Here is a 25669-nt window from a genome sequence, read left to right as displayed (position 1 = left end):
TCCTCCGACGCCCTATACTGGCACCATGGAACCATGTGTCTTTTATGTTGCCTAACTGGCGTGACTCCCTGCGACGCGAAAATCTGATGAAACGCTCCCTGTCCTGCTCCGCCCTCGCTCTTGTCCTGGCCTCCAGCGTTCTGCCGCTGAGCAATGCGGCCGCCCGCACCAATCCCTGGGATGGCCTGCAACCCGACCGCGAGCAGACGGTCGCCAGCCTCAACGTAGTGGAGCTGCTCAAGCGCCATCACTACAACAAGCCGCCGCTGAACGATGCCCGTTCGTCGCAGATCTTCGACGACTACCTGAAGAGCCTCGACCCGGCGCGCAGCTACTTCACCGCCGCCGACATCGCCGCCTTCGAACCCTGGCGCTACCGCTTCGACGACTACTTGAAGAGCGGCGAGCTGCAGCCCGGCTTCGTCATCTACAAGCGCCAGCTTGAACGCATGCAGGAGCGACTGGAGTTCGCCCTGTCGCTGCTCGGCCAGGGTGTTGATAAGTTCGATTTCAGCCGCGACGAAAGCCTGCAAACCGACCGCGAGAAAGCCCCCTGGGCCGCCGACAGCAAGGCGCTCGACGAGTTGTGGCAAAAGCGGGTCAAGGATGAGGTACTGCGCCTGAGGCTGGCCGGCAAGGAGCCCAAGGCGATCGAGGAGCTGCTGAGCAAGCGCTACAAGAACCAGCTCGCACGCCTGGCGCAGACGCGCAGCGAGGACATTTTCCAAGCCTACATCAACGCCTTCACCCAGACCTACGACCCGCACACCAACTACCTGTCGCCGGAAAACGCGGAAAACTTCGACATCAATATGAGCCTGTCGCTGGAAGGCATCGGCGCGGTGCTGCAGAGCGACAATGAGCACGTCAAGGTCGTGCGCCTGGTGCCCGCCGGACCGGCAGACAAGAGCAAGCTGCTCAAACCGGCCGACCGCATCATCGGCGTCGCCCAGGGCGACAAGGAAATGGTCGACGTGATCGGCTGGCGCCTGGACGAAGTGGTCAAGCTGATCCGCGGCCCGAAAGACTCGGTAGTGCGCCTGGAAGTGATCCCGGCCAGCAATGCGGCCAACGACCAGACCAGCAAGGTGGTGCCGATCACCCGCGAAGCGGTCAAGCTGGAAGAACAAGCGGCGAAGAAGTCGGTGCTCAAGCTCGAACACGACGGCCGCGACTACAAGCTCGGCGTGATCGAGATCCCGGCCTTCTATCTGGACTTCAAGGCCTACCGCGGCGGCGACCCGAACTACAAGAGCACCACCCGCGACGTGCGCAAGCTGCTGAGCGAACTCCAGCAGGAGAAGGTCGATGGCGTGGTCATCGACCTGCGCAACAACGGGGGGGGCTCGCTGCAGGAAGCCACCGAGCTGACCGGCCTGTTCATCGACCAGGGGCCGACGGTGCTGGTGCGCAACAGCGACGGGCGCGTCGACGTGCTGGCCGACGAAGACCAGGGCACCTACTACAAGGGGCCGATGGCCGTGTTGGTCAACCGCCTGTCGGCCTCGGCCTCGGAAATCTTCGCCGGTGCCATGCAGGACTATCACCGCGCCCTGATCCTCGGTGGCCAGACCTTCGGCAAGGGCACCGTGCAGACCATCCAGCCGCTCAACCACGGCGAGCTGAAGCTGACCCTGGCCAAGTTCTACCGGGTTTCCGGGCAGAGCACCCAGCATCAGGGCGTACTGCCGGACATTGCCTACCCGGCAATCGTCGACGTCAAGGAGATCGGCGAAAGCGCCCTGCCGGCCGCCATGCCGTGGGACCGCATCGACCCGGCGATCAAGCCTGCCAGCGATCCGTTCCGCCCGTTCCTCGCCGAACTCAAGACTCTGCACGAGGCGCGCACGGCAAAGGACCCGGACTTCGAGTTCACCCGCAAGAGCCTGGAACTGAGCCAGCAGTTGATGCAGAACACCGAGGTCAGCCTCAACGAGGACAAGCGCAAGGCGCAGCGCAACGACATCGAAGGGCGCCAGCTGGCCCTGGAGAACGCCCGCCGCAGCGCCAAGGGCGAGGCGCCGCTGAAAGAACTGAAGGACGAGGAAGAGCAGGCTGACGCCAGCGAGGAAGACAAGCTGCCGCCGGAAAAGGATGCTTTCCTCGCCGAATCGGGACGCATCCTGCTGGACTATCTCACCCTCAACTCGGCGGTCGCCAAACATTGAGGCGACGGGAGATGGTCACTCGACCACCTCCCGACATCAAATCGTCACAATTTAGTCGTGAAATCAACTCGCCCCGGCAACTGTCCGGGGCGTTTTTTCATTGACTGCCGAGCCCTGCATGACCACCACCGAACAGTTGAGCGAACTGGAGCGAATCCTCGCCCACAACCTGCTCAACACCCTGTTCCAGCCCATCGTCTCGCTCGCCGGCAAGCGCATCCACGGTTACGAAGCCCTCACCCGCGGCCCTTCCAACAGCCCGCTGCATGCGCCGCTGACGCTGTTTTCCCTAGCCCGCAACGCCGGAAGGCTGAACGAGCTGGAAATGGCGAGCCGTGCCCGCGCCTGCGCCCAGTTCAGCCGCCAGCGCTTCCCCGGCACGCTCTACCTCAATGTCTGCCCGGAACTGCTGGTCGAGCCGGGGCACCAGTCTGGCCGCACGCTGCAGCTGCTGCAGGATTGCGGCATCGAACCGGCGCGGGTGGTGATCGAACTGACCGAACAGACGCCGATCGAGGACTTCGATCTGCTCCAGCGCGCCCTGCGTCACTACCGTGCCATGGGCTTCTCCATCGCCCTGGACGACCTCGGCGCCGGCTACTCGAGCCTGCGCCTGTGGTCGGAGCTGCGGCCGGATATCGTCAAGATCGACCGCCACTTCATTGATGGCATCCACCTCGACCCGCTCAAGCGCGAGTTCGTCGGCTCCATCCTGCGCATGGCCCAGACCGCGCGCGCCCGGGTGATTGCCGAAGGCGTGGAGCAGCTAGAAGAATTGCAGGTCCTGGCCGGGATGGGCGTGGATCTGGTGCAGGGCTACCTGCTCGGCCGCCCGCAGGAACAGCCGGCCAGCGAAAAGCTGCGCGACCTCAAGGTCTGCGCCTGACCCGTCACAGGCCCAACTCGCGCGCGCGCCTCTCCAGACGCTCGGCTTCTGCCGGGTCGGCCACCACGCCGGGAGCCCCTTCGCGCAGCAACTCGGCCAGCTTGTGCGCCGCCAGCGGATGCCCGCCGGCTGCTGCCTGACGCCAGTAAGGCAGCGCCGCGGCGGCATCCGGCGCCTGCTGCGCACTGCCCTTGAGGGCCTGCAGGCCAAGCTGGAAGGCCGCCTTGACCTGTCCCTGGGCCGCCGCCAGACGCAGCAGGCGCAGACCTTCCTCGCGGGCCCCGAGGCCCTGGCCGCGAAACAGCAGCAGATGGCCGTAGAAATCCTGCGCCCGGGCATCGCCGAGCTTGGCCATGCGCGCGAACTGCCCTTCCATCCAGCGCCAGGCGCGCGGCTGCCCCACCAGCCATTGCCAGTGGAACAGGCGGCGGGCCAACAGATAGCCCATGCGCGCCCGCAGGCGCCAGAACAGCTGCATCACTCGGAGCCCCCCACAAATTCGAACTCGAAGACCCGCACCACCTCAGCCGCATGCCAAGCCGCGGCAGCGGTGCCGTCCGGCGCGCCACTGAAGCGTCCGAGGCGCCCGACACACTCGAAGAATCCCGGACGCGGCAGACGGCTGGCCCCCTGGCTGATCACCAGGGCACTGCGCAGGGGTTGCCCGGCCTGCACGTCCAGTGCCGCCAGATACTCGAGCGCTGCGGCCAGGGTGGTCATCGCCGGCGGCGGCAGCTGGAGACGCTCGATCAGCGAGCGGTAGGTCAGCAGGTGGCGCTGGCAGCGCGCTTCCTCCAAGGCCTCCAAGAGGCCCTGCCAGTGCTGCCGACTGATACGCAGGGTCAATCCGCAGATCCTTCGGGTGCCGCAGCGAACAGCCGCGTCAGCGCGCGCAGGATGGCCTGATCAGGCAGGCGCTCACCGCTTTCGATCAGCCCCAGGTAATGCGGGCTGATGCCCACGGCGCGAGCCAGCTGCTCCGGGGCAAGATTGCGCGCCTCACGCAGGCGGCGCAGGTTGGCCAGATCGAATACCGGCGGCTCCTGCACCAACGGCGCTGCGGCCCGCACGACAGGCTGCCGCCCGGCGGCAGCCAGCAGCTCCTGGTATTCGGCCCACGGCAGCACCGCATATTCCGGCTCGCCGTCGCGCTCTAGCACTTGTACAGCCATGAGGTCATCACTCCCTTTTGCTTCAGTTTAACAGGCCTGCGCGGACTGCCATGACAGCACAGCGATCAAGGCTGCCGGCAGCGCCCCGCGGAAAGACTTTTTGTCGCAGTGGCGCGGCATTTTCCTCTGTCACTTATCCCCACACCCAGCCAAGGCGCATGGTTACTGGGCTTGTGGGCGTTACCCACAAATCCTGTGGATAACCTTGTGGGCAATATCTGGAAGAGTCGGTAGGACGCCCATGGAATGCGGCCTCCAGACAGATCGGGCATTTTTTGCTCAACCAAAAAAACCTTTACAAATCAGAAAGTTAAAATTATTCACGACAGGCGCAAGGCAGCTCTTGACAGCACCGCAGAGACTAGATCCAGGTGTGTATAACCACAGTACACCCACCCCGCCCGACGGGCTTTCCAGCCCAGACGTCAAGGACTGCACACGCAGAAACACCAACGCCCCGACAAGCGGGGCGCTGGTGAGGAAACCGGCTACAGGCTTATTCGGCCTTTTTCTGGATGCTCAGCAGTTCCAGCTCGAAGACCAGCACTGAGTTGGCCGGAATCATCGGGCTCGGGCTCTGCGCGCCGTAAGCCAGCTCGCTGGGGATATACAGCTTGTACTTCTCGCCGACATGCATCAGCTGCAGGCCTTCGACCCAACCCGGGATCACGCCGCCAACCGGCAGGTCGATCGGAGCACCACGCTTGATCGAGCTGTCGAACACTGTGCCATCGACCAGCTTGCCCTCGTAGTGCACGCTGACCACGTCATCAGCCTTGGGCTGTGCACCGTCAGCCTTCTTGAGGACTTCATACTGCAGACCGGAAGCGGTGGTCACCACGCCTTCGCGCTTGCCATTGTCCTCGAGGAACTTCTTGCCAGCCTTGGCGTTCTCGTCGCCGAGCGCCGCCATGCGCTCCTCGGCACGCTTCTGCAGGAAACCGAAGGCTTCCATCAGTTGCTCGTCGGTCAGTCGCTGCTCTTTCTTCGCCATGGCATCCTCGATGCCGAGAGCGACCGCCTTGGAGTCGAGATCGTTCATGCCTTCCTGGGTCAGGCTGCGCCCCATGTTCAGACCGATACCGTAGGAGGCTTTCTCTGCCGGGGTCTTGAGCTCCTGCGCCTTCTCGGCCGCCTGCTTGTCGCAGCCGGCGAGGACCAGGCCGACCAGAGCCACCGCAGCGGCCAACCGATGATGTTTCATGCATATTCCTTAATGATAGGTGCCACAGCGGCATACTCGGAAAAGCGCGAGCTTAGCAGGCTGACAGCGCTGCTGCCTATGGCTGGAATTTTTTGGAATGCAGAAACGACGAAAAGTTCAAATCGCGACGTTTCGCGTTGAACTTTTTGGGGGAAATTAGCCTGGATTGTCACTTTGGGGAGAAAAATGGCGCAGCGGACGGGACTCGAACCCGCGACCCCCGGCGTGACAGGCCGGTATTCTAACCGACTGAACTACCGCTGCGCGTAACCTCGAGAGTGGTGGGTGATGACGGGATCGAACCGCCGACCCTCTGCTTGTAAGGCAGATGCTCTCCCAGCTGAGCTAATCACCCATTCTGTTGCATTCGCTTGTTAGCGTTTGCTCTCGAAGTGGTGCGCATTCTAGGCAGATCGCCTCGCCTTGGCAAGCGTTTTTTTAAAAAAAAATTCGAGGCAAACCAACCACTTGGCACAATCCTCGGTGGCCGACGAGCGCGCCAGCAGGAATAATGAGCCTCTTTGCTTGAGGAGTACCTCGTCGCCATGTGGTTCCGCAACCTGCTTGTCTACCGCCTTACCCAGGATCTGCAACTGGACGTCGAAAAACTCGAGGCGGCCCTGGCCAGCAAACCCGCCCGTCCCTGCGCCAGCCAGGAGCTGGCCACCTACGGCTTCGTTGCCCCGCTGGGCAAGGGGGCCGATGCGCCGCTGGTACACGCCAGCCAGGACTTCCTGCTGATCGCCGCGCGCAAGGAAGAACGCATCCTGCCGGGCAGCGTGGTGCGCGACGCGCTGAAGGAGAAGATCGACGAGATCGAAGAACAGCAGATGCGCAAGGTCTACAAGAAGGAGCGTGACCAGCTCAAGGACGAGATCGTGCAGACCTTCCTGCCGCGCGCCTTCATCCGCCGCAACATGACCTTCGCCGCCATTGCCCCGCAGCAGGGGCTGATCCTGGTCGACGCCTCCAGCCCGAAGAAGGCCGAGGACCTGCTCTCCACCCTGCGCGAAGCCTTGGGCAGTCTGCCTGTGCGCCCGCTCAGCGTGAAGGTCGCCCCCACCGCCACCTTCACCGACTGGATGAAGAACCAGCAGGCCAGCAACGGCCTGCAACTGCTGGACGAGTGCGAGCTGCGCGACACCCACGAGGACGGCGGCATCGTGCGCTGCAAGCGCCAGGATCTGGGCAGCGACGAAGTACAGAACCACCTGGCCGCCGGCAAGCTGGTGACCAAGCTGAGCCTGGCCTGGTCGGACAAGCTGTCGCTGCTGATCGACGACAAGCTGGCACTCAAGCGCCTGCGCTTCGAGGACCTGCTGCAGGATCAGGCCGAGCAGGACGGCGGCGACGACGCCCTGGCCCAGCAGGACGCCAGCTTCACCCTGATGATGCTGACCTTCGTCGAGTTCCTGCCGCAGCTGATCGAGGCCCTTGGCGGCGAGGAAATCCCGCAGGGGATCTGAGTTCCATCACGGGGGCCGGCGACCACCGTCGCTTGCCCCAAATGGGTGCACATGGATAATGCGCTGCACCTGAGGACGACCTCAGCACTTGTCGAGTGACCACCCGGGGACGGCCCCTTCCTTAGCACTGGAGGAGGCTTCCCATGCCTTGGCTTATCCTGCTGTTCGCCGGCCTGCTCGAGGTCGGCTGGGCCGTCGGCCTGAAATACACCGACGGCTTCAGCCGCCCGCTGCCCACCATCCTGACCGTCGCCGCCATGCTCGCCAGCATCGCCCTGCTCGGACTGGCGATGAAAGAGCTGCCGCTGGGCACCGCCTATGCGATCTGGACCGGCATCGGTGCGGTTGGCACCGTGCTGGCCGGGATCCTGCTGTTCGGCGAAGCGCTGAGCCCGCTGCGGCTGTGCAGCGTGCTGCTGATCGTTGCCGGCCTGGTCGGTCTGAAGCTGGCCAGCTGAGGATTAAAACGCAGACACAAAGAAGGCGACCCGCGGGTCGCCTTCTTTCCTTCAGCCACGCCTCCTGGCAGTGGCTTACTTCCGACGAAAGCCCGGGCGCTGCCCTTCGCCCGCCGGCTGCGAACGACGCTTGCCCGGCTGCGCTGCGGCCGGCTGACGCGACGGACGCTCGGTCAGGTTCGGCGAGGAGCGCTCGTCACGGCCCTTGGCCGGACGCTGGCTACGCTTGACGTCGGCAGGACGCTCGGCCAGCTGCGAACCCTGTCCGCGACCCTCACCCCGGCCGTCGCCGCGCGACGAACGGCTACGCTCGCCCGCTACCGGCTTGGCGGACTTGCGCTGCTGGCGATCGAGCTTGTCGCGCGCCTTGCCGGTCATCCCCGGCAGGGCCATCGGCTTGAGGCCGACTTCGCCGGCGAGGATATCCACCTCGGCCTGGCCCATCTCGCGCCAGCGGCCTACCGACATGTCGGCGGTGAGGAACACCGGACCGAAGCGCACGCGCTTCAGACGGCTGACCACCAGCCCCTGAGACTCCCACAGGCGACGCACCTCGCGGTTGCGGCCTTCCATCACCACGCAATGGAACCAGCGGTTGAAGCCGTCGCCCTGCGGGGCTTCCTTGATGTCGGTGAAGCGCGCCGGGCCATCCTCGAGCACCACGCCGTTCTTCAGGTTCTCGAGCATCTCGTCGGTGACTTCGCCACGCACGCGCACGGCGTATTCGCGGTCCATCTCGTAGGACGGGTGCATCAGGCGGTTGGCCAGCTCGCCGTCGGTGGTGAACATCAGCAGGCCGGTGGTGTTGATGTCGAGACGGCCGATGTTGATCCAGCGGCCGCTCTTCGGCCGCGGCAGGCGGTCGAACACGGTCGGCCGGCCTTCCGGATCGGAGCGGGTGCAGACCTCGCCTTCCGGCTTGTTGTAGATCAGTACGCGGCGCACCACTTCGTCTTCCTCGCGACGCAGCAGGCGGCCGTCGAGGGCGATGGCGTCCTTGTAGCCGATGCGCTGGCCGAGGGTGGCGTCGACGCCGTTGACCTTGATGCGGCCGCGGGCGATCCACTCCTCGACGTCACGGCGCGAGCCGACGCCCATGCGCGCCAGCACCTTCTGCAGCTTTTCGCCAGCAGGGCGGTACTCTTCGGCGGACTCGGCGGAACTGTATTCTTCGTTCATTCTGGGCACCTCCCGGTGTAACCGGATTCTGTGAACTGGCTCTATCTGCAAGAGCGGGCGCGCATCATACGCCGACAGCGGGCTACGCGCACCCTGCAGGCGACCGGCTGGACCTGCAGCACGGCAGCAGCGCGTCAGTCGGCCCGCTCGACGGCGGCAGCGTCCTCATCGTCCAGCTGCAGTTGCGGCAGGTCGTCGAAATCGCTCTTCAACCCCTGCTCCATCGCATCCAGCTCGGCCAGCAGGCTGCGGAAGTTGGTTTCGCTGCGCGGCTCGCCAGAGGCCTCCTCGCCGTCTTCGGCCAGGGCCAGGTCGGCGCGCGCCTGCAGACTGGCCGGCACCTCGGGATCGAGATCCTCCGTCGGCAGCCGCGGCTCCAGCTCGCGCAGTGCGGCCAGCGGCGGCAGCTCGTCGAGATTCTTCAGATTGAAGTTGTCGAGGAACTCCCGGGTGGTGGCGAACATCGCCGGCCGCCCCGGCACCTCGCGGTAGCCGACCACGCGGATCCACTCACGCTCAAGCAGGGTCTTGACGATGTTGCTGTTGACTGCCACACCGCGCACCTCCTCGATCTCGCCACGGGTGATCGGCTGGCGGTAGGCGATCAGCGCCAGGGTCTCCAGCAGCGCCCGCGAGTAGCGCTGCGGGCGCTCCTCCGACAGCCGGCCGACCCAGGGCGAGAAGCGCTCGCGCACCTGCAGGCGGTAGCCGGAGGCCACCTCGCTGAGTTCGAAGCCACGCCCCAGGCAGGAGCCGCCCAGTACCCCGAGAGCCTCGCGCAGCAGCTTGGGCGAGGGACGCTCATGCTCGTCGAACAGCTCGGCCAGGCGCTCCAGCGGCAGCGGCTTGCCAGCCGCCAGCAGGATCGCCTCGAGCACCGTCGCCAGCTGGCGCGGATCGGCAAGATTCATTCGGCAACGCTCTCCACAACCAGACTCTGTTCAACCGCTTCACTTTCACCGCGCAGACGCACATGAATGGGCGTGAACGGCTCGTTCTGCACCAGCTCGACCAGCGACTCCTTGACCAGCTCGAGAATCGCCATGAAGGTCACCACCACCCCGAGCTTGCCCTCCTCGACAGTGAACAGCGCGATGAAGGCGACGAAGCCGCCGCCCTGCAGGCGCGCCAGCACATCGCTCATGCGCTCGCGGGTGGACAGCAGCTCGCGGGTGACCTGGTGGCTCTCGAACAGCTCGGCGCGGCGCATCACCTCGGCCATCGCCAGCAGGACCTCGTCCAGGCTCACTTCCGGCAGCAGCGTGCGCGCCCGCGCCTCCGGCGCCGGCAGCAGCGCGGTGTGCAGGTCGCGACCCAGCCGCGGCAGGGCATCCAGCTCCTCGGCGGCCTGCTTGAAACGCTCGTATTCCTGCAGCCGGCGGATCAGCTCGGCGCGCGGATCTTCCTCGTCGTCCAGCGCCTCGCTGGAACGCGGCAGCAACATGCGCGACTTGATCTCGGCGAGCATCGCCGCCATCACCAGGTACTCAGCCGCCAGCTCCAGGTGCACCGACTTCATCAGCTCGACATAGCCCATGTACTGGCGGGTGATCTCAGCCACCGGGATGTCGAGGATATCGATGTTCTGCTTGCGGATCAGGTACAGCAGCAGGTCCAGCGGTCCCTCGAAGGCCTCGAGGAACACCTCGAGGGCATCCGGCGGGATGTACAGGTCCTGCGGCAGCTCGGTGAAGGCCGCGCCATAGACCAGCGCCAGTGGCAGCTGCTCGGGGATGGCCTCGGTCGCCAGCGCCGCGTCGGGCAATGCCGGCTCGCTCACCCGACCAACCCGCAACGCTCAGCGCGCATCAGGCCGGTTCCCGGAACGGCTCGGGATCGCCGCAGCCTTCGCGGATCACCTCGGGCTCGCCGCCCAGCAGACTGATCACGGTGGAGGCTTCGAGGCTGCCGTAGCCGCCATCGATGATCAGGTCGACCAGCTTGTCCAGGCGGTCGCGGATCTCGTAGGGATCGCTCAGCGGCTGCTCGTCACCCGGCATGATCAGGCTCACGCTCATCAGCGGCTCGCCCAGTTCGGCCAGCAGCGCGTGGGTGATGGGATTGCCGGGCACGCGCAGGCCGATGGTGCGGCGCTTGGGATGCAGCAGCATGCGCGGCACTTCGCGGGTGGCGTCGAGGATGAAGGTGTAGGGGCCCGGCGTGTGCGCCTTGAGCAGGCGAAAGGCGCTGGTGTCGACCTTGGCGTACTCGCCAAGCTGCGACAGGTCGCGGCACAGCAGGGTGAAGTTGTGCTTGTCATCCAGCCGGCGCAGGTGGCGGATACGGTCGATCGCACTCTTGTTGCCGATCTGGCAGCCGAGGGCATAGGAGGAGTCGGTCGGATAGACCGCCACGCCGCCCTCGCGAATGATGTCCACGGCCTGCTTGACCAGCCGTGCCTGCGGGTTTTCCGCATGAATCTGGAAGAACTGGCTCATGGCCGCTCCTTAACTGGTAGGGTGTTCCATCCGAGCCAAACGCGGCCACAACAGCGCCACATCGGCGGGCAAGCCGCGGTAGCTGCCCAGTTCGGACCATTGCCGCGGCCCGTGAAAATCACTGCCGGCAGTGGCCAGCAGGCCGAACTCGCGGGCGAGGTTGACCAGCATGCCGACCTGACTGTCCACTTGCGGGCCGTTGGACACTTCCAGCGCATGTCCGCCGCCGGCGGCGAAATCGGCCACCAGCTTGCGCCTTTTAGTCCGAGTAAAGTCGTAATGGCAGGGATGCGCCAGACTGATCGAGGCGCCGGAGGCGCGCAGGGTTTCCAGGGTGCTCTCCAGCGTCGGCCAGTGCTGCTTGACGTCACCCAGCTTGCCGGCGCCCAGCCAGCGCTGGAACGCCTGGGCATGATCCTTGACGAAGCCGGCACGCACCATGAACTCGGCGAAGTGCGGCCGCGACGGCGCATTGCCGCTGTCGCCGCGCTCCTGCTGCACCATCCGGGCGCCTTCCAGGCAGCCGGGCATGCCCTTGACTGCCAGGCGCCGGTCGATCTCCTCGGAGCGTGCCCAGCGCCCCGCGTGCAGTGCCGCGATGGCCTGCTGCAGGGCGGGCGCCTCGGGCGCGAAGGCATAGCCGAGCACATGGATGGTCGCGCCGTTCCAGGTGCAGGACAGCTCGATGCCGTCGATCAGTTCGATGCCCAGCCGCTCGGCCTCGATGCGCGCCTCGGGCAAGCCATCGAGGGTATCGTGGTCGGTCAGCGCCAGCACACCCACGCCCCGCTCATGCGCCCGCGCCACCACTCCCGCAGGCGTTAGCATGCCGTCGGAGGCGGTACTGTGACAGTGCAGATCAACGTACATGGGCGAGGCTTTTCCGTCTTTGTTGGTCTGTTATTATGCCCCCTCATCCTGCCTGTGGCGTGTGCCGTGAAACAATTCATCGACTTCATCCCGCTGATCCTGTTCTTCATCACCTACAAGATGGAGCCGCGCACCCTCGAGCTCGCCGGGCACAGCCTGAGCGTCGGCGGTGTGTTCAGCGCCACCGCCGTGCTGATCGGCGCCTCTTTGGTGGTCTACGGCCTGATCTTCGCCACGCAGCGCAAACTGGAAAAGGGCCAGTGGATCACCCTGCTCGCCTGCCTGCTGTTCGGCAGCATGACCCTGGCCTTCCACAGCGAGACCTTCCTCAAGTGGAAGGCGCCGGCGGTCAACTGGCTATTCGCCCTCGGCTTCGCCGCCAGCCAGTTCATCGGCGACAAGCCGCTGATCCAGCGCATCATGGGCCACGCCGTATCGCTGCCGCAGCCGCTGTGGACCCGCCTGAACCTGGCCTGGGTGGCCTTCTTCGTGTTCTGCGGCCTGGCCAACCTCTACGTGGCCTTCACCTTCCACGAATACTGGGTCGACTTCAAAGTCTTCGGCAGCCTCGGCCTGACCCTGCTGTTCATGCTCGGCCAGGGCGTCTTCCTCGCCCGCCACATGCAAGACGCCGCCCCCGAAAAAAACGCCCCCAAGGACTGACATGCTCTACGCCATCATCGCCAGCGACGCTGCCAACTCCCTCGAAGCCCGCCTGGCCAACCGCCCGGCCCACCTCGAACGCCTCACCGCACTGCAGGACGCCGGCCGCCTGGTACTCGCCGGCCCGCATCCGGCCATCGACAGCAACGATCCGGGTCCGGCCGGCTTCACCGGCAGTCTGATCGTCGCCGAATTCGATTCCCTGGAAGCCGCCCGCACCTGGGCCGACGCCGACCCCTTCTGTGCCGCTGGCGTCTACGCCGAGGTGGTGGTCAAGCCGTTCCGCCAGACCCTGCCCTGAGCCACCGGGCGCGCCCTTGTCCGGCGCGCCAGCCGAGCCCCCCATGAACGACCTGCTGCTGATCGACGACGACCGCGAGCTCACCGACCTGCTGGCTGCCTGGCTTGGCCAGGAAGGCTTTCGCGTGCAGGCCTGCCACGACGGCGTGAGCGCACGCCAGGCGCTGGCCGGACAGGCGCCGGACGCCGTGGTGCTGGATGTCATGCTGCCCGACGGCAGCGGCCTGGAGTTGCTCAAGCAGCTGCGCAGCGAGCATCCCGAGCTGCCGGTACTGATGCTCTCGGCCCGCGGCGAGCCGCTGGACCGCATCCTCGGCCTGGAGCTGGGCGCCGACGACTATCTGGCCAAGCCCTGCGACCCGCGCGAACTGACCGCCCGCCTGCGCGCCGTGCTGCGTCGGGTACAGCCGGGTGGCGGCAGCGCCAGCAACACCCGCCTGGAGCTGGGCGACCTGAGCTACAGCCCTACCCGCGGCGTGGCCATGCTTGGCGAACAGGAAATCACCCTGACCGTCTCGGAAAGCCACATCCTCGACGCCCTGCTCAAGCAGCCGGGCGAGCCGCTGGACAAGCAGACCCTCGCCCAGCTCGCCCTTGGCCGCAAGCTGACCCTCTACGACCGCAGCCTCGACATGCACATCAGCAACCTGCGCAAGAAGCTCGGCCTGCACGCCGACGGCCGTTCGCGCATCCTCGCCAGCCGTGGGCGGGGCTACTACTACGCCCCCTGAGCGACCTTTACCCAGTCTTTACCCCTGCCTGACTGCAGTTGACCTTGCGCGCCCTAGACTGAACTCATCCGGCGACCACGCCGTCATCGAGAAGGAAACAGATCATGCGCAAGACCCTGACCGCCCTGCTCCTCGCCGCCAGCCTGCCGACCCTGGCCATCGCCGCCCCCGGCGAGGACGACATGGGTCCGTACCACATGCGCGGCGAGGGCTACCACGACAGCCACATGATGCGCGGAGACGGCCACCGCGACGGCTCAATCATGCGGGGAATGGACCTGACGCCCGAACAGCGCCAGAAAGTGCGCGGCGCCATGCGCGAGCAGATGCAGACCCATCGCGACATCACCCAGCGCTACCTGGACAAGCTGCCGGCTGCCGACAAGGCCGCCATGCAGAAGGAGCAGGAAGCCAACCGCGACAAGCACCAGAAAGCCATCCGCGACGTCCTGACCCCGGAGCAGCAGAAGCAGTTCGACCAGATGCAGAAGGACATGGAAAAGCGCCGCGCCGAACGCCGTGAGTTCGAAGCCTGGAAGGCCGAGCGCGACAAGAAAGCCGCTCAGTAACCCCCGACCGGGGCGTCCAGAGGGACGTCCCGGTTTTTTTATTCCCGCACGAGCTACGACGGAGCTGCGCCCATGGGTTCACTGTTCTGGCGCATCTTCGCCACCTTCTGGCTGGCCATCGCCCTGGTGGCCGGTCTGTCGCTGCTGCTCGGCCAGGCCCTGAACCAGGATCGCTGGATCCTCGCCCATCATCCCGGCGTGCGCGGCGTCGCCGCCGAATGGACTGAGCACTTCGAGCAGCAAGGGCCGATGGCCGCCCAGGATTTTCTGGTGCAGCACAAGCATCGCCAGCACGCCGACGTGCAGGTGCTCGACGAAACCGGCGAGCCCCTGGTCCGCGGCACCTTCCCGCCCCGCGCCGCGGCCTTCGAGGCGCGCCAGCACAACCAGAAACGCCTGCCCTGGCGACGGCTGACCGAGGAATACCGCAGCCCGGACAGCGGCCAGACCTACCTTTTCATCTACCGCATCCCACATCAGGAGCTGGCTGCCTGGCACCGCGACAGCCTGCTGTGGCCGCTCAGCGCCCTGTTGATCGCCGTGGTGGTGCTGAGCCTGCTCAGCGTGCTGCTGACCCTGTCCATCACCCGCCCGCTCGACCGCCTGCGCGGTGCGGTGCACGACCTCGGCCAGGCCGCCTACCAGCAGAACAGCCTGGCCCGCCTGTCCAGCCGTCGCGACGAACTGGGCACCCTGGCGCGCGACTTCAACCGCATGGGCGCCCGCCTGCAGGACCTGATCGGCAGCCAGCGCCAGCTGCTGCGCGACGTGTCCCACGAACTGCGCTCGCCGCTGGCGCGCCTGCGCGTGGCCCTGGCGCTGGCCGAGCGCGCCGGCGCCGAAGAGCGCGCGCGCCTGTGGCCGCGTCTGGTGCAGGAGTGCGATCGACTGGAAGCGCTGATCAGCGAGATTCTGCTGCTGGCGCGGGTGGATGCCGAGAGCAGCAAGTCACAGCCGGTGGACCTGCCGGCACTGCTCGGCAAGCTGCGCGAGGATGCGCGGCTGCTGGCACCGCAGCAGGAAGTCCGCCTCGACATGGACGCGGGACTGCACCTGCAAGGCTGGCCGGAGCTGCTCGAGCAGGCGCTGGACAACCTGCTGCGTAACGCCCTGCGCTTCAACCCGGCGGGCCAGCCACTGGAAATCGGCGCCCACCGCGACGGACGGCACCTGGTGCTGGAAGTACGCGATCATGGCCCCGGAGTGGCCAGCGAACACCTGGCCAAGCTCGGTGAGCCATTCTTCCGCGCCCCCGGCCAGGACAGTCCGGGCCATGGTCTGGGCCTGGCCATCGCCCGCCGCGCCGCCCAGCGCCATGGCGGCCAGCTGCTGCTGGCCAATCATCCCGACGGCGGCTTTGTGGCCCGCCTCGAACTACCCCTGAGCGACAGCGCCGAGGTCTGACGACCACGCGGCAACGAAGTCCGCCGGCTCCAGCGCTTGCGGCGTACGCAGCTCGCCCAGCGGCGTGCCCAGGTAAAGGAAGCCGATGATCTGCTCGTGCGCGGCCAGCCCCAGGCCGGCTTTCACCGTGGCATCGCCGGTCAACTCGCCGGTACGCCAGATGGCGCCGATGCCCTGGGCATGCGCGGCGAGCAGCAGGCCGTGCGCCGCACAGCCGGCCGCCAGCAGCTGCTCCGACTCCGGCACCTTGGGGTGCGCCTTCGGGCTGGCGATCGCCACGATCAGCAGCGGCGCCCGCAGCGGCATGCCGCGGGCCTTGTCCAGCAGCGCCGCCGGCGCCTGCGGGTCGCGCACGCACTGGGCGCGGGCAAACAACTCGCCGAGCGCCTCGCGGGCTTCGCCTTCCACGGTGAGAAAGCGCCAGGGCCGTAGCTGACCATGATCGGGGGCGCGCAAGGCGGCCCGGAACAGCAGCTCGCGCTGCTGCGCCGACGGCGCCGGCTCACCCAGGCGCGCCACCGAAACACGATTGATCAGGGCGTCGAGAGCCTGCATGGAATTCTCCTGTCGGATGGCAAAGAGCGCATTCTAGCGCCGAATGTTTCGCCGCCGCCCGGCTGCACCTCAGGCCACGCGGTCCGGGGCCATATCCGGCTCCAGCGGCGGGGTCAGCGGCGGCAGGCCGTGGGCGGCGCGAGCGGCGTCGCAGCGCGGATTGTGCTCGCCATGCTCCCAGGAGGCCTCGAACTCGCGGCAGGGCGAGGAGCGCTGCTCGTACATGGTGCAGCGCACGCCGCAGCCCACATCGCCCAGCAGGCTGACGCAGCGCGCCGGCTTGCTGGTGGTGCCGCGCATGGCCGCATGATAGGGAGTGATCTGCTCGACCAGCTCGTCCGGAACGACGCCGCCGGCCGACTGGCATTCGCCCCAGTAGAAGGACACACGAAAGTGCGCGCAGCAGGCGCCGCACGTGAGGCAGGGATTATTGTCGGACATCGGTGCAATACCGCGGAAACCGGCGACTGCCGGCGGGAGCCGCGGATTCTAGCGAGTGCCGAATCGCGCTGGAAAGACCGTCGGGCAGAATTTTTTCGCGCCGTTTACAGCACCTCGGCGGGCGCGCAGAATGCCGCACTCTTCAGCCTGCGAAGCCCCCGCTCATGGCCCTGCCCACCCTGCGTATGATCGCCTTTATCCTCGGCATTTTCCTGATCACCCTGGCGATCAGCATGGGCATCCCGATTCTCACCCTGCTGACGATGGGCGCCGAGGAGCGACTGTCGGACTTCCTCTGGCCGGCGCTGATCAGCCTCGGCTGCGGCCTGGCCATGGTCCTGCCCGGCCAGCCGCGGCACGTGCAGCTGCGCCCGCGCGACATGTACATGTTGACCACCTCGAGCTGGGTGGTGGTGTGCATCTTCGCCGCCCTGCCGATGGTGTTCATCCAGCACATCAGCTACACCGACGCCTTCTTCGAGACTATGTCGGGCATCACCACCACCGGCTCGACCGTTCTCACCGGCCTCGACCACGCCTCGCCGGCCCTGCTGATCTGGCGCTCGATGCTGCACTGGCTGGGCGGCATCGGCTTCATCGGCATGGCCGTGGCCGTGCTGCCGCTGCTGCGCGTCGGCGGCATGCGCCTGTTCCAGACCGAATCCTCCGACTGGTCGGAGAAGGTCATGCCGCGCTCGCACATGGTGGCCAAGTACATCCTGGGCATCTACGTCGCCTTCACCCTGCTCGGATTCCTCGCCTTCTGGTGGGCCGGGATGACCCCGTTCGAGGCAATCAACCACTCGATGTCGATGATCTCCACCGGCGGCTTCTCCACCTCGGACTCGTCGCTGGCACACTGGACGCAACCGGCGGTGCACTGGGTGGCGGTACTGTTCATGATCCTCGGCAGCCTGCCGTTCACCCTGTACGTGGCCTACCTGCGCGGCCACCGCAAGGCGCTGTTTCGCGATCAACAGGTACGCGGCTTCCTCGGCTTCCTGCTGGTCACCTGGCTGGTGTTCGGCACCTGGCTGTGGTTCAACTCCGACAACGACTGGCTGGACGCCTTTCGCATCGTCGCCCTCAACGTCACCTCGGTAGTGACCACCACTGGCGTGGCCCTCGGCGACTACACCCTGTGGGGCAGCTTCTCGATCCTGCTGTTCTTCTACCTGACCTTCATCGGCGGCTGCTCCGGCTCCACCGCCGGCGGCCTGAAGATCTTCCGCTTCCAGGTCGCCTACGTGATGCTCAAGGCCAACATGCAGCAGATGATCCACCCGCGTGCGGTGATCAAGCAGCAGTACAACAACCATGCGATCGACGACGACATCGTCCGCTCGCTGATCACCTTCTCCTTCTTCTTCACCATCACCATCGGCGTGATCGCCCTCGGCCTCGCCCTGATCGGCCTGGACTGGGTCACCGCGCTGACCGGCGCCGCCACCGCCGTGTGCAACGTCGGCCCGGGCCTAGGCCCGATCATCGGCCCGGCCGGCAATTTCGCCACCCTGCCCGACAGTGCCAAATGGCTGCTGTCGATCGGCATGCTGCTCGGCCGCCTGGAAATCATCACCATCCTGGTACTGCTGACTCCGGCCTTCTGGCGGCACTAGGCCACCAGTGACAGCATGCCGCAGCCAGCGCGGGTGCTTTGCGCCCAGCCCACGGCTCGGCTAAGATCCGCCGTCGGCCACGGCTCGCCAGTGGCCCGTCCAGCCTGTAGCACCCGCATTAGAGGTGCAGGCACCTGCCAGGGAACCTCTCGGCCAGATGAAACTCACACCCTTCGCGCGTTCGGCCAAGCCACTGCCGGACCCTCGCCGGCGCGAATACCAGTCGCGCGTGCTGGCCTATCTGGCCGCCGCCGCCAGCATCGCTGCCGGCACCTACAGCCAGCACTTCGGCTACGACATCCTCTGGCTGGTGCCCTACACCCTGCTCTACCCGCACCTGGCCCAGCGCCTGAGCGAGCGCTTCAAGCACAGCCACCCGCAGCAGACCGACCAGGCCCTGATGCTGGTCGACGCCGCGCATGCCGGCGCCGGCATGACCCTGCTCGGCTACTCGCTGGTGCCCAGCCTGATGTTCGCCCTCACGCTGGGCTTCAGCGCCCTGATCATTGGCGGCCTGCGCTCGCTCACCCTGGTCACGCTCGGCGCGCTGTGCGGTGCCGTGCTCAGCTTCGTGGTGATCAATCCCGAGCTCAAGCTGGCTACCCCGCCGCTGGTTTCGGCGGTCAGCATCCTGTTCACCCTGCTTTATCTGTGCATCGCCGCCTTCCTCGTCCATGAGCAGGCCATCCGCCTGGCTCTGGCCCGCGAAGAGGTCAAGAAGGAGCAGGAAAAGGCCGCGCGCCTGGCGAGCAGCCTGTCCAAGTACCTGTCGCCGCAAGTGTGGGAATCGATCTTCAGCGGCAAGAAGAGCGTGCGTCTGGAAACCCAGCGCAAGAAGCTCACCGTGTTCTTCTCCGACATCAAGGGCTTCACCGAGCTGTCCGAGGAACTGGAAGCCGAGGCGCTGACCGACGTCCTCAACACCTACCTCAACGAGATGTCGAAGATCGCCCTGAAATACGGCGGCACCATCGACAAGTTCATCGGCGACGCGGTGATGATCTTCTTCGGCGACCCCACCACCCAGGGTGCCAAGAAGGACGCCGTGGCCGCCGTGTCCATGGCCATCGCCATGCGCAAGCACATGAAGGTACTTCGCCAGCAGTGGCGCAGCCAGGGCATCACCAAGCCGCTGGAAATCCGCATGGGCATCAACACCGGCTACTGCACCGTGGGCAACTTCGGCGCCGACACGCGCATGGACTACACCATCATCGGCCGCGAGGTGAACCTCGCCAGCCGCCTGGAAAGCGCCTCCGAGTCCGGCGAGATCCTCATCTCCCACGAGACCTACTCGATGATCAAGGACGTGATCATGTGCCGCGACAAGGGCCAGATCAGCGTCAAGGGCTTCTCCCGCCCGGTGCAGATCTACCAGGTTGTCGACTTCCGCCGCGACCTCGGCGCCGCTTCCAGCTACCTGGAGCACGAACTGCAGGGATTCTCCATGTACCTGGACACCAACAGCATCCAGAACTACGACAAGGAGCGGGTCATCCTCGCCCTGCAGCAGGCCGCCGAGAAGCTGCGCGACAAGGTCATCTACTGACCCGGCCGCGCGGCTGCGGCATACTCACCGCATGCCTGCCCCGAAACCCTCCCTGCCCGCCTGTTGCAGCGTCCCCGAAGCCGACTGGCCGCTGCCACAGGCGCTGCCCGGCCTGACCCTGCACAGCTGCCGCTTCGACCCCGCGCAGCTCGCGGCCGACGACTTCGCCCGCAGCCAGCTGACCCTGCCGCCCGGTATAGCCAGCGCCGCCCGCAAGCGCCAGAGCGAATACCTCGCCGGCCGCCTGTGCGCCGCCAGCGCCCTGCGCCAGCTCAGCGGTACGCCCAGCTTCCCGGCCCGCGGCGCGGACAACGCGCCCTGCTGGCCACCAGGCATCACCGGCAGCATCACCCACAGCCACGGCTGGGCCGCCGCCCTGGTCGGCCACAGCAGCGCCTGGCGCGGCCTCGGGCTCGACGCGGAACACCTGCTGCCCCCTGCGCGCAGCGAACGCCTGGCGGGCGAAATTCTCACCCCCGCCGAGCTGCAGCACTTCCAGCAACTGGCCGACGAGCAACGCGCCACCTACCTGACCCTGTGCTTCTCGCTCAAGGAAAGCCTGTTCAAGGCGCTCTACCCGCTGGTGCGGCGGCGCTTCTACTTCCAGGCCGCCGCCTTGGTCGAACAGGCGGACAACGGCCGGGTACGCCTGCAACTGCGCGAGGATCTGGACGCCGAATGGACCCGGGGCACCTGCCTGGAAGGCCAGTTCGGCATCCGCGAAGAGCGCCTGCTCAGCCTGGTGTGGGTCCCCGCGCACTGAACCGCCCGAGCACAATCGGGGCGTTTTTCCAAGCCTGCCAACCCACTAGATATTGTGTTAACTTGCGCGCCCTTCGCCGCCCGGCCAGCCCCTTTTGGCGCGACGGAAAAGGCGACGAACGGTGCAAATGCAGCATGACTGCGGGCTGCGCCGGGTAGCCGGGACAGCACACAGGCCACCCACACCTTATCCACAGCCCTATCCACAGCAGCCGTTTGCACGACCACTACCCACGCACTATGCTGTAGCGGCCGAATGCACCGAACACTACATGTTGTGGTTGCTGAATTTTTTCCGCGTACAGAACGCCAGCTCTTTGACCGTCTTCACATGGCGACTGAGACCCTGTTTCGATCTCCGCCAAACCAGGCTTGCTAGTCTCTCCCGATGCGCAGAGCTGGCAAAAAGCGCCGCTGAAGACTAAACACTATATCTAGTGCCCTGCCGGCAGGATGACCCGCTCATCTGCCGTCGCAGGGACAGAGTAAGAATCGACGTTTGATCGGTACCGCCGCCTCCGCCTGCCCCATGTGGTGTTGAGGCATCCGCCAGCCAAGGCGGCGCCCCGAGCGTCCAAACCTAAAACCGAAATTGCGGAGCCCTCGATGCAAACTGACACCACTCGCGAGAACCCGACAGCCAGCCAGGACCTAGCGGCCACCGCCCCGGGCCAGCTGCGCGTGATCAAGCGCAACGGCACTGTCGTCCCCTACACCGACGACAAGATCACCGTGGCCATCACCAAGGCCTTCCTCGCAGTGGAAGGCGGCAACGCCGCCGTCTCGTCGCGCATCCATGACACCGTCGCGCGCCTGACCGAGCAGGTCACCACCACCTTCAAGCGTCGCATGCCCTCCGGCGGCACCATCCACATCGAGGAAATCCAGGACCAGGTCGAACTGGCCCTGATGCGCGCCGGCGAGCAGAAGGTTGCCCGCGACTACGTGATCTACCGCGAAGCCCGCGCCCAGGAGCGCAAGCGCAGCGCCGGCAGCGAAGTGGCCCAGCCGCACCCGAGCATCCGCATCACCCTGGCCAACGGCGAGAAGATCCCGCTCGACCTCGGCCGCCTGCAAACCATCATCGCCGAAGCCTGCGAAGGCCTGGCCGAAGTGGACGGCGCGCTGATCCAGCGCGACACCCTGAAGAACCTCTACGACGGCGTGTCCGAGCAGGACGTCAACACCGCCTTGGTGATGACCGCGCGCACCCTGGTCGAGCGCGAGCCGAACTACTCCTACGTCACCGCCCGCCTGCTGATGGACACCCTGCGCGCCGAAGCGCTGGGCTTCCTCGGCGTCGCCGAGCGCGCCACCCACCACGAGATGGCCGCGCTGTACGCCCAGGCCCTGCCGGTGTACATCGACAAGGGCATCGAGTTCGAGCTGCTCGATCCCAAGCTGCGCGATTACGACCTGGCCAAGCTGGGCGCCGCGCTGGATCACGAGCGCGACCAGCAGTTCACCTACCTCGGCCTGCAGACCCTGTACGACCGCTACTTCATCCACAAGGACGACATCCGCTTCGAACTGCCGCAGGTGTTCTTCATGCGCGTGGCCATGGGCCTGGCCATCGCGGAAAAGGACAAAGAAGCGCGCGCCATCGAGTTCTACAACCTGCTGTCCAGCTTCGACTACATGGCGTCGACCCCGACCCTGTTCAACGCCGGCACCCTGCGCCCGCAGCTGTCCAGCTGCTACCTGACCACCGTGCCGGACGACCTCGGCGGCATCTACGACGCCATCCGCGACAACGCCCTGCTGTCCAAGTTTGCCGGCGGCCTGGGCAACGACTGGACCCCGGTGCGCGCGCTGGGCTCCTACATCAAGGGCACCAACGGCAAGAGCCAGGGCGTCGTGCCTTTCCTCAAGGTGGTCAACGACACCGCCGTGGCGGTCAACCAGGGCGGCAAGCGCAAGGGCGCGGTCTGCGCCTACCTGGAAACCTGGCACCTGGACATCGAGGAATTCCTCGAACTGCGCAAGAACACCGGTGACGACCGCCGCCGCACCCACGACATGAACACCGCGAACTGGATTCCCGACCTGTTCATGAAGCGCGTGTTCGACGACGGCGACTGGACCCTGTTCTCGCCGTCCGACGTGCCCGACCTGCACGACCTGACCGGCAAGGCCTTCGAAGAGCGCTACGAGTACTACGAAGCCCTGACCACCTACGGCAAGCTCAAGCTGCACAAGACCATCAAGGCCAAGGACCTGTGGCGCAAGATGCTGTCCATGCTGTTCGAGACCGGCCACCCGTGGCTGACCTTCAAGGACCCGTGCAACCTGCGCAGCCCGCAGCAGCACGTCGGCGTGGTACACAGCTCCAACCTGTGCACCGAGATCACCCTGAACACCAACAAGGACGAGATCGCCGTCTGCAACCTGGGCTCGGTCAACCTGCCGAACCACATCGTCGACGGCAAGCTGGACAGCGCCAAGCTGGCCCGCACCGTGAAGACCGCCGTGCGCATGCTCGATAACGTCATCGACATCAACTACTACTCGGTGCCGCAGGCGCAGAACGCCAACTTCAAGCACCGTCCGGTTGGTCTCGGCATCATGGGCTTCCAGGACGCGCTGTACCTGCAGCACATCGCCTACGGCTCCGACGCCGCGGTGACCTTCGCCGACCAGTCGATGGAAGCCATCAGCTACTACGCCATCCAGGCCTCCTGCGACCTGGCCGACGAGCGCGGCGCCTACTCCAGCTTCGACGGCTCGCTGTGGTCCAAGGGCATCCTGCCGCTGGACTCCCAGCAGATCCTCATCGAGGCCCGCGGCCAGAAGTACATCGACGTCGACCTGAGCGAGTCGCTGGACTGGGCGCCGCTGCGTGCCCGCGTGCAGAAAGGCATCCGCAACTCGAACATCATGGCCATCGCGCCGACCGCGACCATCTCCAACATCGTTGGCGTGTCGCAGTCGATCGAGCCGACCTACCAGAACCTGTACGTGAAGTCGAACCTGTCCGGCGAGTTCACCGTGATCAACCCCTACCTGGTCCACGACCTCAAGGCCCGCGGTCTGTGGGACCCGGTGATGGTCAACGACCTCAAGTACTACGACGGCTCCGTGCAGCAGATCGAGCGCATCCCGCAGGACCTCAAGGACCTGTACGCCACCGCCTTTGAAGTGGAGACCCGCTGGATCGTCGAGGCCGCCAGCCGCCGCCAGAAGTGGATCGACCAGGCCCAGTCGCTGAACCTGTACATCGCCGGCGCCTCGGGCAAGAAGCTCGACGTGACCTACCGCATGGCCTGGTACCGTGGCCTGAAGACCACCTACTACCTCCGTGCCCTGGCCGCGACCAGCACCGAGAAGTCGACCATCACCACCGGCAAGCTCAACGCCGTCAGCTCGGTGATCGACGAAAGCCTCTCGGCTGCCGAGCCCAAGCCGGCTCCGGTCCCGCAAGCGTGCAGCATCGACAACCCGGACTGCGAAGCCTGCCAGTAAGGCGGACGCCTCTCCGGAGCGGCATCGTTCCGGAGAGGCTCGCTGCGAAGTAGCGATTGCCCACCCTCTCCCGCTCGGGAGAGGGCCAGGGAGAGGGATCAACCAGGCCAGGCCCTCCCCAGACCAACGGCCCCGTTTTCCGTCTTGCGCACACGCCGCAACGTCATAGAATCAATTTACTGTCTATCCATACAGGCCGATGAACGTCGGCCCGCTCAACCAGGCAGGAGAAGCATCATGCTGAGCTGGGATGAATTCGATACCGAAGAAGAAACCGTAGCCAAGCCGGCCGCGCCCCAGGCTGCCGCCAGCGCCGCCCCCGACAAGCTCGACAGCGCCGCCGAGGCCTCCGTGCACGACGCCCGCGCCGTGACCGCCGACGACTCCGCCGCCGTGGCCCGCGCCAAGGCCGCCCTCGACCAGCTGGACATCGCCGAAGGCCTGGCCGAGCTGGAAGGCGAAGGCGCCCGCGTCACCGTCGACGCCAAGCGCATGATCAACTGCCGCGCCGACCTCAACCAGCTCGTACCCTTCAAGTACGACTGGGCCTGGCAGAAATACCTCGACGGCTGCGCCAACCACTGGATGCCGCAAGAGGTCAACATGAACGCGGACATCGCCCTGTGGAAGAGCCAGGACGGCCTGACCGAGGACGAGCGGCGCATCGTCATGCGCAACCTCGGCTTCTTCTCCACCGCCGACTCGCTGGTCGCCAACAACCTGGCCCTGGCCGTGTACCGCCTGATCACCAACCCCGAGTGCCGCCAGTACATCCTGCGCCAGGCCTTCGAGGAAGCGATCCACACCCACGCCTACCAGTACTGCATCGAGTCGCTGGGCATGGACGAGGGCGAGATCTTCAACATGTACCACGAGGTACCGTCGGTGGCGAAGAAGGCCGCCTGGGGCCTCAAGTACACCCGCGCCATCTCCGATCCGGAGTTCGACACCGGCACCGTCGAGACCGACAAGGAGCTGCTGCGCAACCTGATCGCCTACTACTGCGTACTGGAAGGCATCTTCTTCTACTGCGGCTTCACCCAGATCCTCTCCATGGGCCGCCGCAACAAGATGACCGGCGTCGCCGAGCAGTTCCAGTACATCCTGCGCGACGAGTCCATGCACCTGAACTTCGGCATCGACGTGATCAACCAGATCAAGATCGAAAACCCGCACCTGTGGGATGCCGAGCTGAAGGACGAAGCCACCCAGATGATCCTGCAGGGCACCCAGCTGGAGATCGAATACGCACGCGACACCATGCCGCGCGGCGTGCTGGGCATGAACGCGGCAATGATGGAGGACTACCTCAAGTTCATCGCCAACCGCCGTCTGACCCAGATCGGCCTCAAGGAAGAATACCCGGGCACCACCAACCCGTTCCCGTGGATGTCGGAAATCATGGACTTGAAGAAGGAGAAGAATTTCTTTGAGACTCGTGTGACCGAGTATCAGACGGGTGGGGCGTTGGCTTGGGATTGATGCACCAACAGAGAGGGGCCTGCGGGTTCCTCTCTGTCCCCCATTAGAACGGCCCATTTGCCTGGAGCAGCTAGCTCCTGCCCCCTCCTTCTGAATACTTGTGTGCTCAGCTTCGGCTTGAGCACAGGGGGATAGGCATGTCTGCTGGAAGGCTTTCAGGGACCGGTTGTAATTGGATCAATAATGGAGTTTCTGTTTTTGGACAGTAAGATTGCAGTTATTGTGGCTGTACTCGTTGGTCTGATTGCTCTGATATTTGTTGTGCCGCTTTCTGTCTGGTGGATTAATAAT

Annotated in this window: 24 protein-coding genes, 2 tRNA genes and 1 pseudogene; 14 read left to right on the top strand and 13 right to left on the bottom strand. The window is 65.7% G+C overall.

Annotated features, from left to right (window positions below):
• Nucleotides 1–86: 86 nt before the first annotated feature.
• The gene (locus KRX52_RS08350) at nt 87–2168 is read left to right on the top strand and encodes a carboxy terminal-processing peptidase (protein ID WP_217681278.1); all 2082 of its coding nucleotides are present in this window, start codon (nt 87–89) and stop codon (nt 2166–2168) included.
• 118 nt (nt 2169–2286) lie between these two features.
• Nucleotides 2287–3015: pseudogene (locus KRX52_RS08345) on the top strand (EAL domain-containing protein); the annotation flags it as partial.
• A gap of 43 nt (nt 3016–3058) precedes the next feature.
• Here the strand turns inward: KRX52_RS08345 and KRX52_RS08340 are convergent.
• From KRX52_RS08340 to KRX52_RS08315, 6 genes are all read right to left on the bottom strand, one after another.
• The gene (locus tag KRX52_RS08340; protein WP_217681276.1) at nt 3059–3532 is read right to left on the bottom strand and encodes an SEL1-like repeat protein; all 474 of its coding nucleotides are present in this window, start codon (nt 3530–3532) and stop codon (nt 3059–3061) included.
• On the bottom strand, nt 3532–3900 hold the full coding sequence (locus KRX52_RS08335) for a hypothetical protein (protein WP_217681275.1): 369 nt from the start codon (nt 3898–3900) through the stop codon (nt 3532–3534). The genes KRX52_RS08340 and KRX52_RS08335 overlap by 1 nt, the downstream gene beginning before the upstream one ends.
• A complete protein-coding gene (locus tag KRX52_RS08330; RefSeq protein ID WP_217681274.1) occupies nt 3897–4226 on the bottom strand; it encodes a helix-turn-helix transcriptional regulator in 330 nt (109 codons plus the stop codon). The genes KRX52_RS08335 and KRX52_RS08330 overlap by 4 nt, the downstream gene beginning before the upstream one ends.
• A 496-nt stretch (nt 4227–4722) precedes the next feature.
• Complete coding sequence (gene bamJ, locus KRX52_RS08325; protein WP_217681273.1) at nt 4723–5430, bottom strand: BamJ family beta-barrel-assembly machinery protein; 708 nt, start codon at nt 5428–5430, stop codon at nt 4723–4725.
• Nucleotides 5431–5617: 187 nt separating this feature from the next.
• Nucleotides 5618–5694, bottom strand: a tRNA-Asp gene (locus KRX52_RS08320).
• 15 nt (nt 5695–5709) lie between these two features.
• Nucleotides 5710–5785: transfer RNA gene (locus KRX52_RS08315), tRNA-Val, on the bottom strand.
• A gap of 190 nt (nt 5786–5975) precedes the next feature.
• Between KRX52_RS08315 and rdgC the strand changes: the two genes are divergently transcribed.
• Nucleotides 5976–6896 (top strand): recombination-associated protein RdgC, encoded by a 921-nt coding sequence (rdgC, locus tag KRX52_RS08310; protein ID WP_217681272.1) that lies wholly within the window; start codon nt 5976–5978, stop codon nt 6894–6896.
• 143 nt (nt 6897–7039) lie between these two features.
• Nucleotides 7040–7354 carry a quaternary ammonium compound efflux SMR transporter SugE gene (gene sugE / locus KRX52_RS08305; RefSeq protein WP_217681271.1) on the top strand — a complete coding sequence of 105 codons (315 nt, stop codon included), beginning with the start codon at nt 7040–7042 and terminating at the stop codon, nt 7352–7354.
• 75 nt (nt 7355–7429) lie between these two features.
• Here the strand turns inward: sugE and rluB are convergent, their stop codons facing one another.
• The 5 genes from rluB to KRX52_RS08280 all read right to left on the bottom strand — a co-directional run bounded on the left by rluB (nt 7430) and on the right by KRX52_RS08280 (nt 11841).
• Entirely contained in the window at nt 7430–8533 is a 1104-nt protein-coding gene (gene rluB / locus KRX52_RS08300; RefSeq protein WP_217681270.1) for a 23S rRNA pseudouridine(2605) synthase RluB, read from the bottom strand.
• Between the two features lie 134 nt (nt 8534–8667).
• Nucleotides 8668–9444 carry an SMC-Scp complex subunit ScpB gene (gene scpB, locus KRX52_RS08295; protein WP_217681269.1) on the bottom strand — a complete coding sequence of 259 codons (777 nt, stop codon included), beginning with the start codon at nt 9442–9444 and terminating at the stop codon, nt 8668–8670.
• Nucleotides 9441–10313 (bottom strand): segregation and condensation protein A, encoded by an 873-nt coding sequence (locus KRX52_RS08290; protein ID WP_437439694.1) that lies wholly within the window; start codon nt 10311–10313, stop codon nt 9441–9443. The genes scpB and KRX52_RS08290 overlap by 4 nt, the downstream gene beginning before the upstream one ends.
• Nucleotides 10314–10341: 28 nt before the next feature.
• Entirely contained in the window at nt 10342–10971 is a 630-nt protein-coding gene (locus KRX52_RS08285; RefSeq protein ID WP_217681268.1) for an L-threonylcarbamoyladenylate synthase, read from the bottom strand.
• A gap of 9 nt (nt 10972–10980) precedes the next feature.
• On the bottom strand, nt 10981–11841 hold the full coding sequence (locus KRX52_RS08280; RefSeq protein WP_217681267.1) for a PHP domain-containing protein: 861 nt from the start codon (nt 11839–11841) through the stop codon (nt 10981–10983).
• 66 nt (nt 11842–11907) lie between these two features.
• Between KRX52_RS08280 and KRX52_RS08275 the strand changes: the two genes are divergently transcribed.
• From KRX52_RS08275 to KRX52_RS08255, 5 genes are all read left to right on the top strand, one after another.
• A complete protein-coding gene (locus KRX52_RS08275) occupies nt 11908–12504 on the top strand; it encodes a septation protein A (RefSeq protein ID WP_217681266.1) in 597 nt (198 codons plus the stop codon).
• A 1-nt stretch (nt 12505) separates the two neighbouring features.
• Nucleotides 12506–12805 (top strand): YciI family protein, encoded by a 300-nt coding sequence (locus KRX52_RS08270; protein ID WP_217681265.1) that lies wholly within the window; start codon nt 12506–12508, stop codon nt 12803–12805.
• Nucleotides 12806–12848: 43 nt separating this feature from the next.
• Nucleotides 12849–13535 carry a response regulator transcription factor gene (locus KRX52_RS08265; protein WP_217681264.1) on the top strand — a complete coding sequence of 229 codons (687 nt, stop codon included), beginning with the start codon at nt 12849–12851 and terminating at the stop codon, nt 13533–13535.
• Between the two features lie 104 nt (nt 13536–13639).
• Nucleotides 13640–14104, top strand: coding sequence for a Spy/CpxP family protein refolding chaperone (locus tag KRX52_RS08260; protein WP_217681263.1), 465 nt, complete (start codon nt 13640–13642; stop codon nt 14102–14104).
• 72 nt (nt 14105–14176) lie between these two features.
• Nucleotides 14177–15508: a HAMP domain-containing sensor histidine kinase gene (locus tag KRX52_RS08255; protein ID WP_217681262.1), complete on the top strand. Its 1332-nt coding sequence runs from the start codon at nt 14177–14179 to the stop codon at nt 15506–15508.
• On the opposite strand, the gene KRX52_RS08250 is transcribed toward KRX52_RS08255, so the two are convergent.
• Both KRX52_RS08250 and KRX52_RS08245 read right to left on the bottom strand, forming a co-directional pair.
• Nucleotides 15479–16063 carry a nitroreductase family protein gene (locus tag KRX52_RS08250; RefSeq protein WP_217681261.1) on the bottom strand — a complete coding sequence of 195 codons (585 nt, stop codon included), beginning with the start codon at nt 16061–16063 and terminating at the stop codon, nt 15479–15481. The two genes, KRX52_RS08255 and KRX52_RS08250, sit on opposite strands and share 30 nt — an antisense overlap.
• 69 nt (nt 16064–16132) lie before the next feature.
• Entirely contained in the window at nt 16133–16504 is a 372-nt protein-coding gene (locus KRX52_RS08245; RefSeq protein WP_217681260.1) for a YkgJ family cysteine cluster protein, read from the bottom strand.
• A gap of 164 nt (nt 16505–16668) precedes the next feature.
• On the opposite strand from KRX52_RS08245, the gene KRX52_RS08240 reads away from it, so the two are divergent.
• From KRX52_RS08240 to KRX52_RS08220, 5 genes are all read left to right on the top strand, one after another.
• Nucleotides 16669–18123 (top strand): TrkH family potassium uptake protein, encoded by a 1455-nt coding sequence (locus KRX52_RS08240; RefSeq protein ID WP_217681259.1) that lies wholly within the window; start codon nt 16669–16671, stop codon nt 18121–18123.
• A gap of 157 nt (nt 18124–18280) precedes the next feature.
• A complete protein-coding gene (locus KRX52_RS08235; RefSeq protein ID WP_217681258.1) occupies nt 18281–19672 on the top strand; it encodes an adenylate/guanylate cyclase domain-containing protein in 1392 nt (463 codons plus the stop codon).
• A 31-nt stretch (nt 19673–19703) separates the two neighbouring features.
• Nucleotides 19704–20435, top strand: coding sequence for a 4'-phosphopantetheinyl transferase family protein (locus KRX52_RS08230; RefSeq protein WP_217681257.1), 732 nt, complete (start codon nt 19704–19706; stop codon nt 20433–20435).
• Nucleotides 20436–21040: 605 nt separating this feature from the next.
• Nucleotides 21041–23896, top strand: coding sequence for a ribonucleoside-diphosphate reductase subunit alpha (locus tag KRX52_RS08225; RefSeq protein WP_217681256.1), 2856 nt, complete (start codon nt 21041–21043; stop codon nt 23894–23896).
• Between the two features lie 237 nt (nt 23897–24133).
• Complete coding sequence (locus KRX52_RS08220; RefSeq protein ID WP_217681255.1) at nt 24134–25378, top strand: ribonucleotide-diphosphate reductase subunit beta; 1245 nt, start codon at nt 24134–24136, stop codon at nt 25376–25378.
• Nucleotides 25379–25669: the final 291 nt, after the last annotated feature.

The sequence above is a fragment of the Geopseudomonas aromaticivorans genome (assembly GCF_019097855.1).
Taxonomy (GTDB): Bacteria; Pseudomonadota; Gammaproteobacteria; order Pseudomonadales; family Pseudomonadaceae; genus Geopseudomonas; species Geopseudomonas aromaticivorans.
Note: the sequence above shows the minus strand (reverse complement) of the source record. Positions and strands in the feature narration are given on the sequence as shown.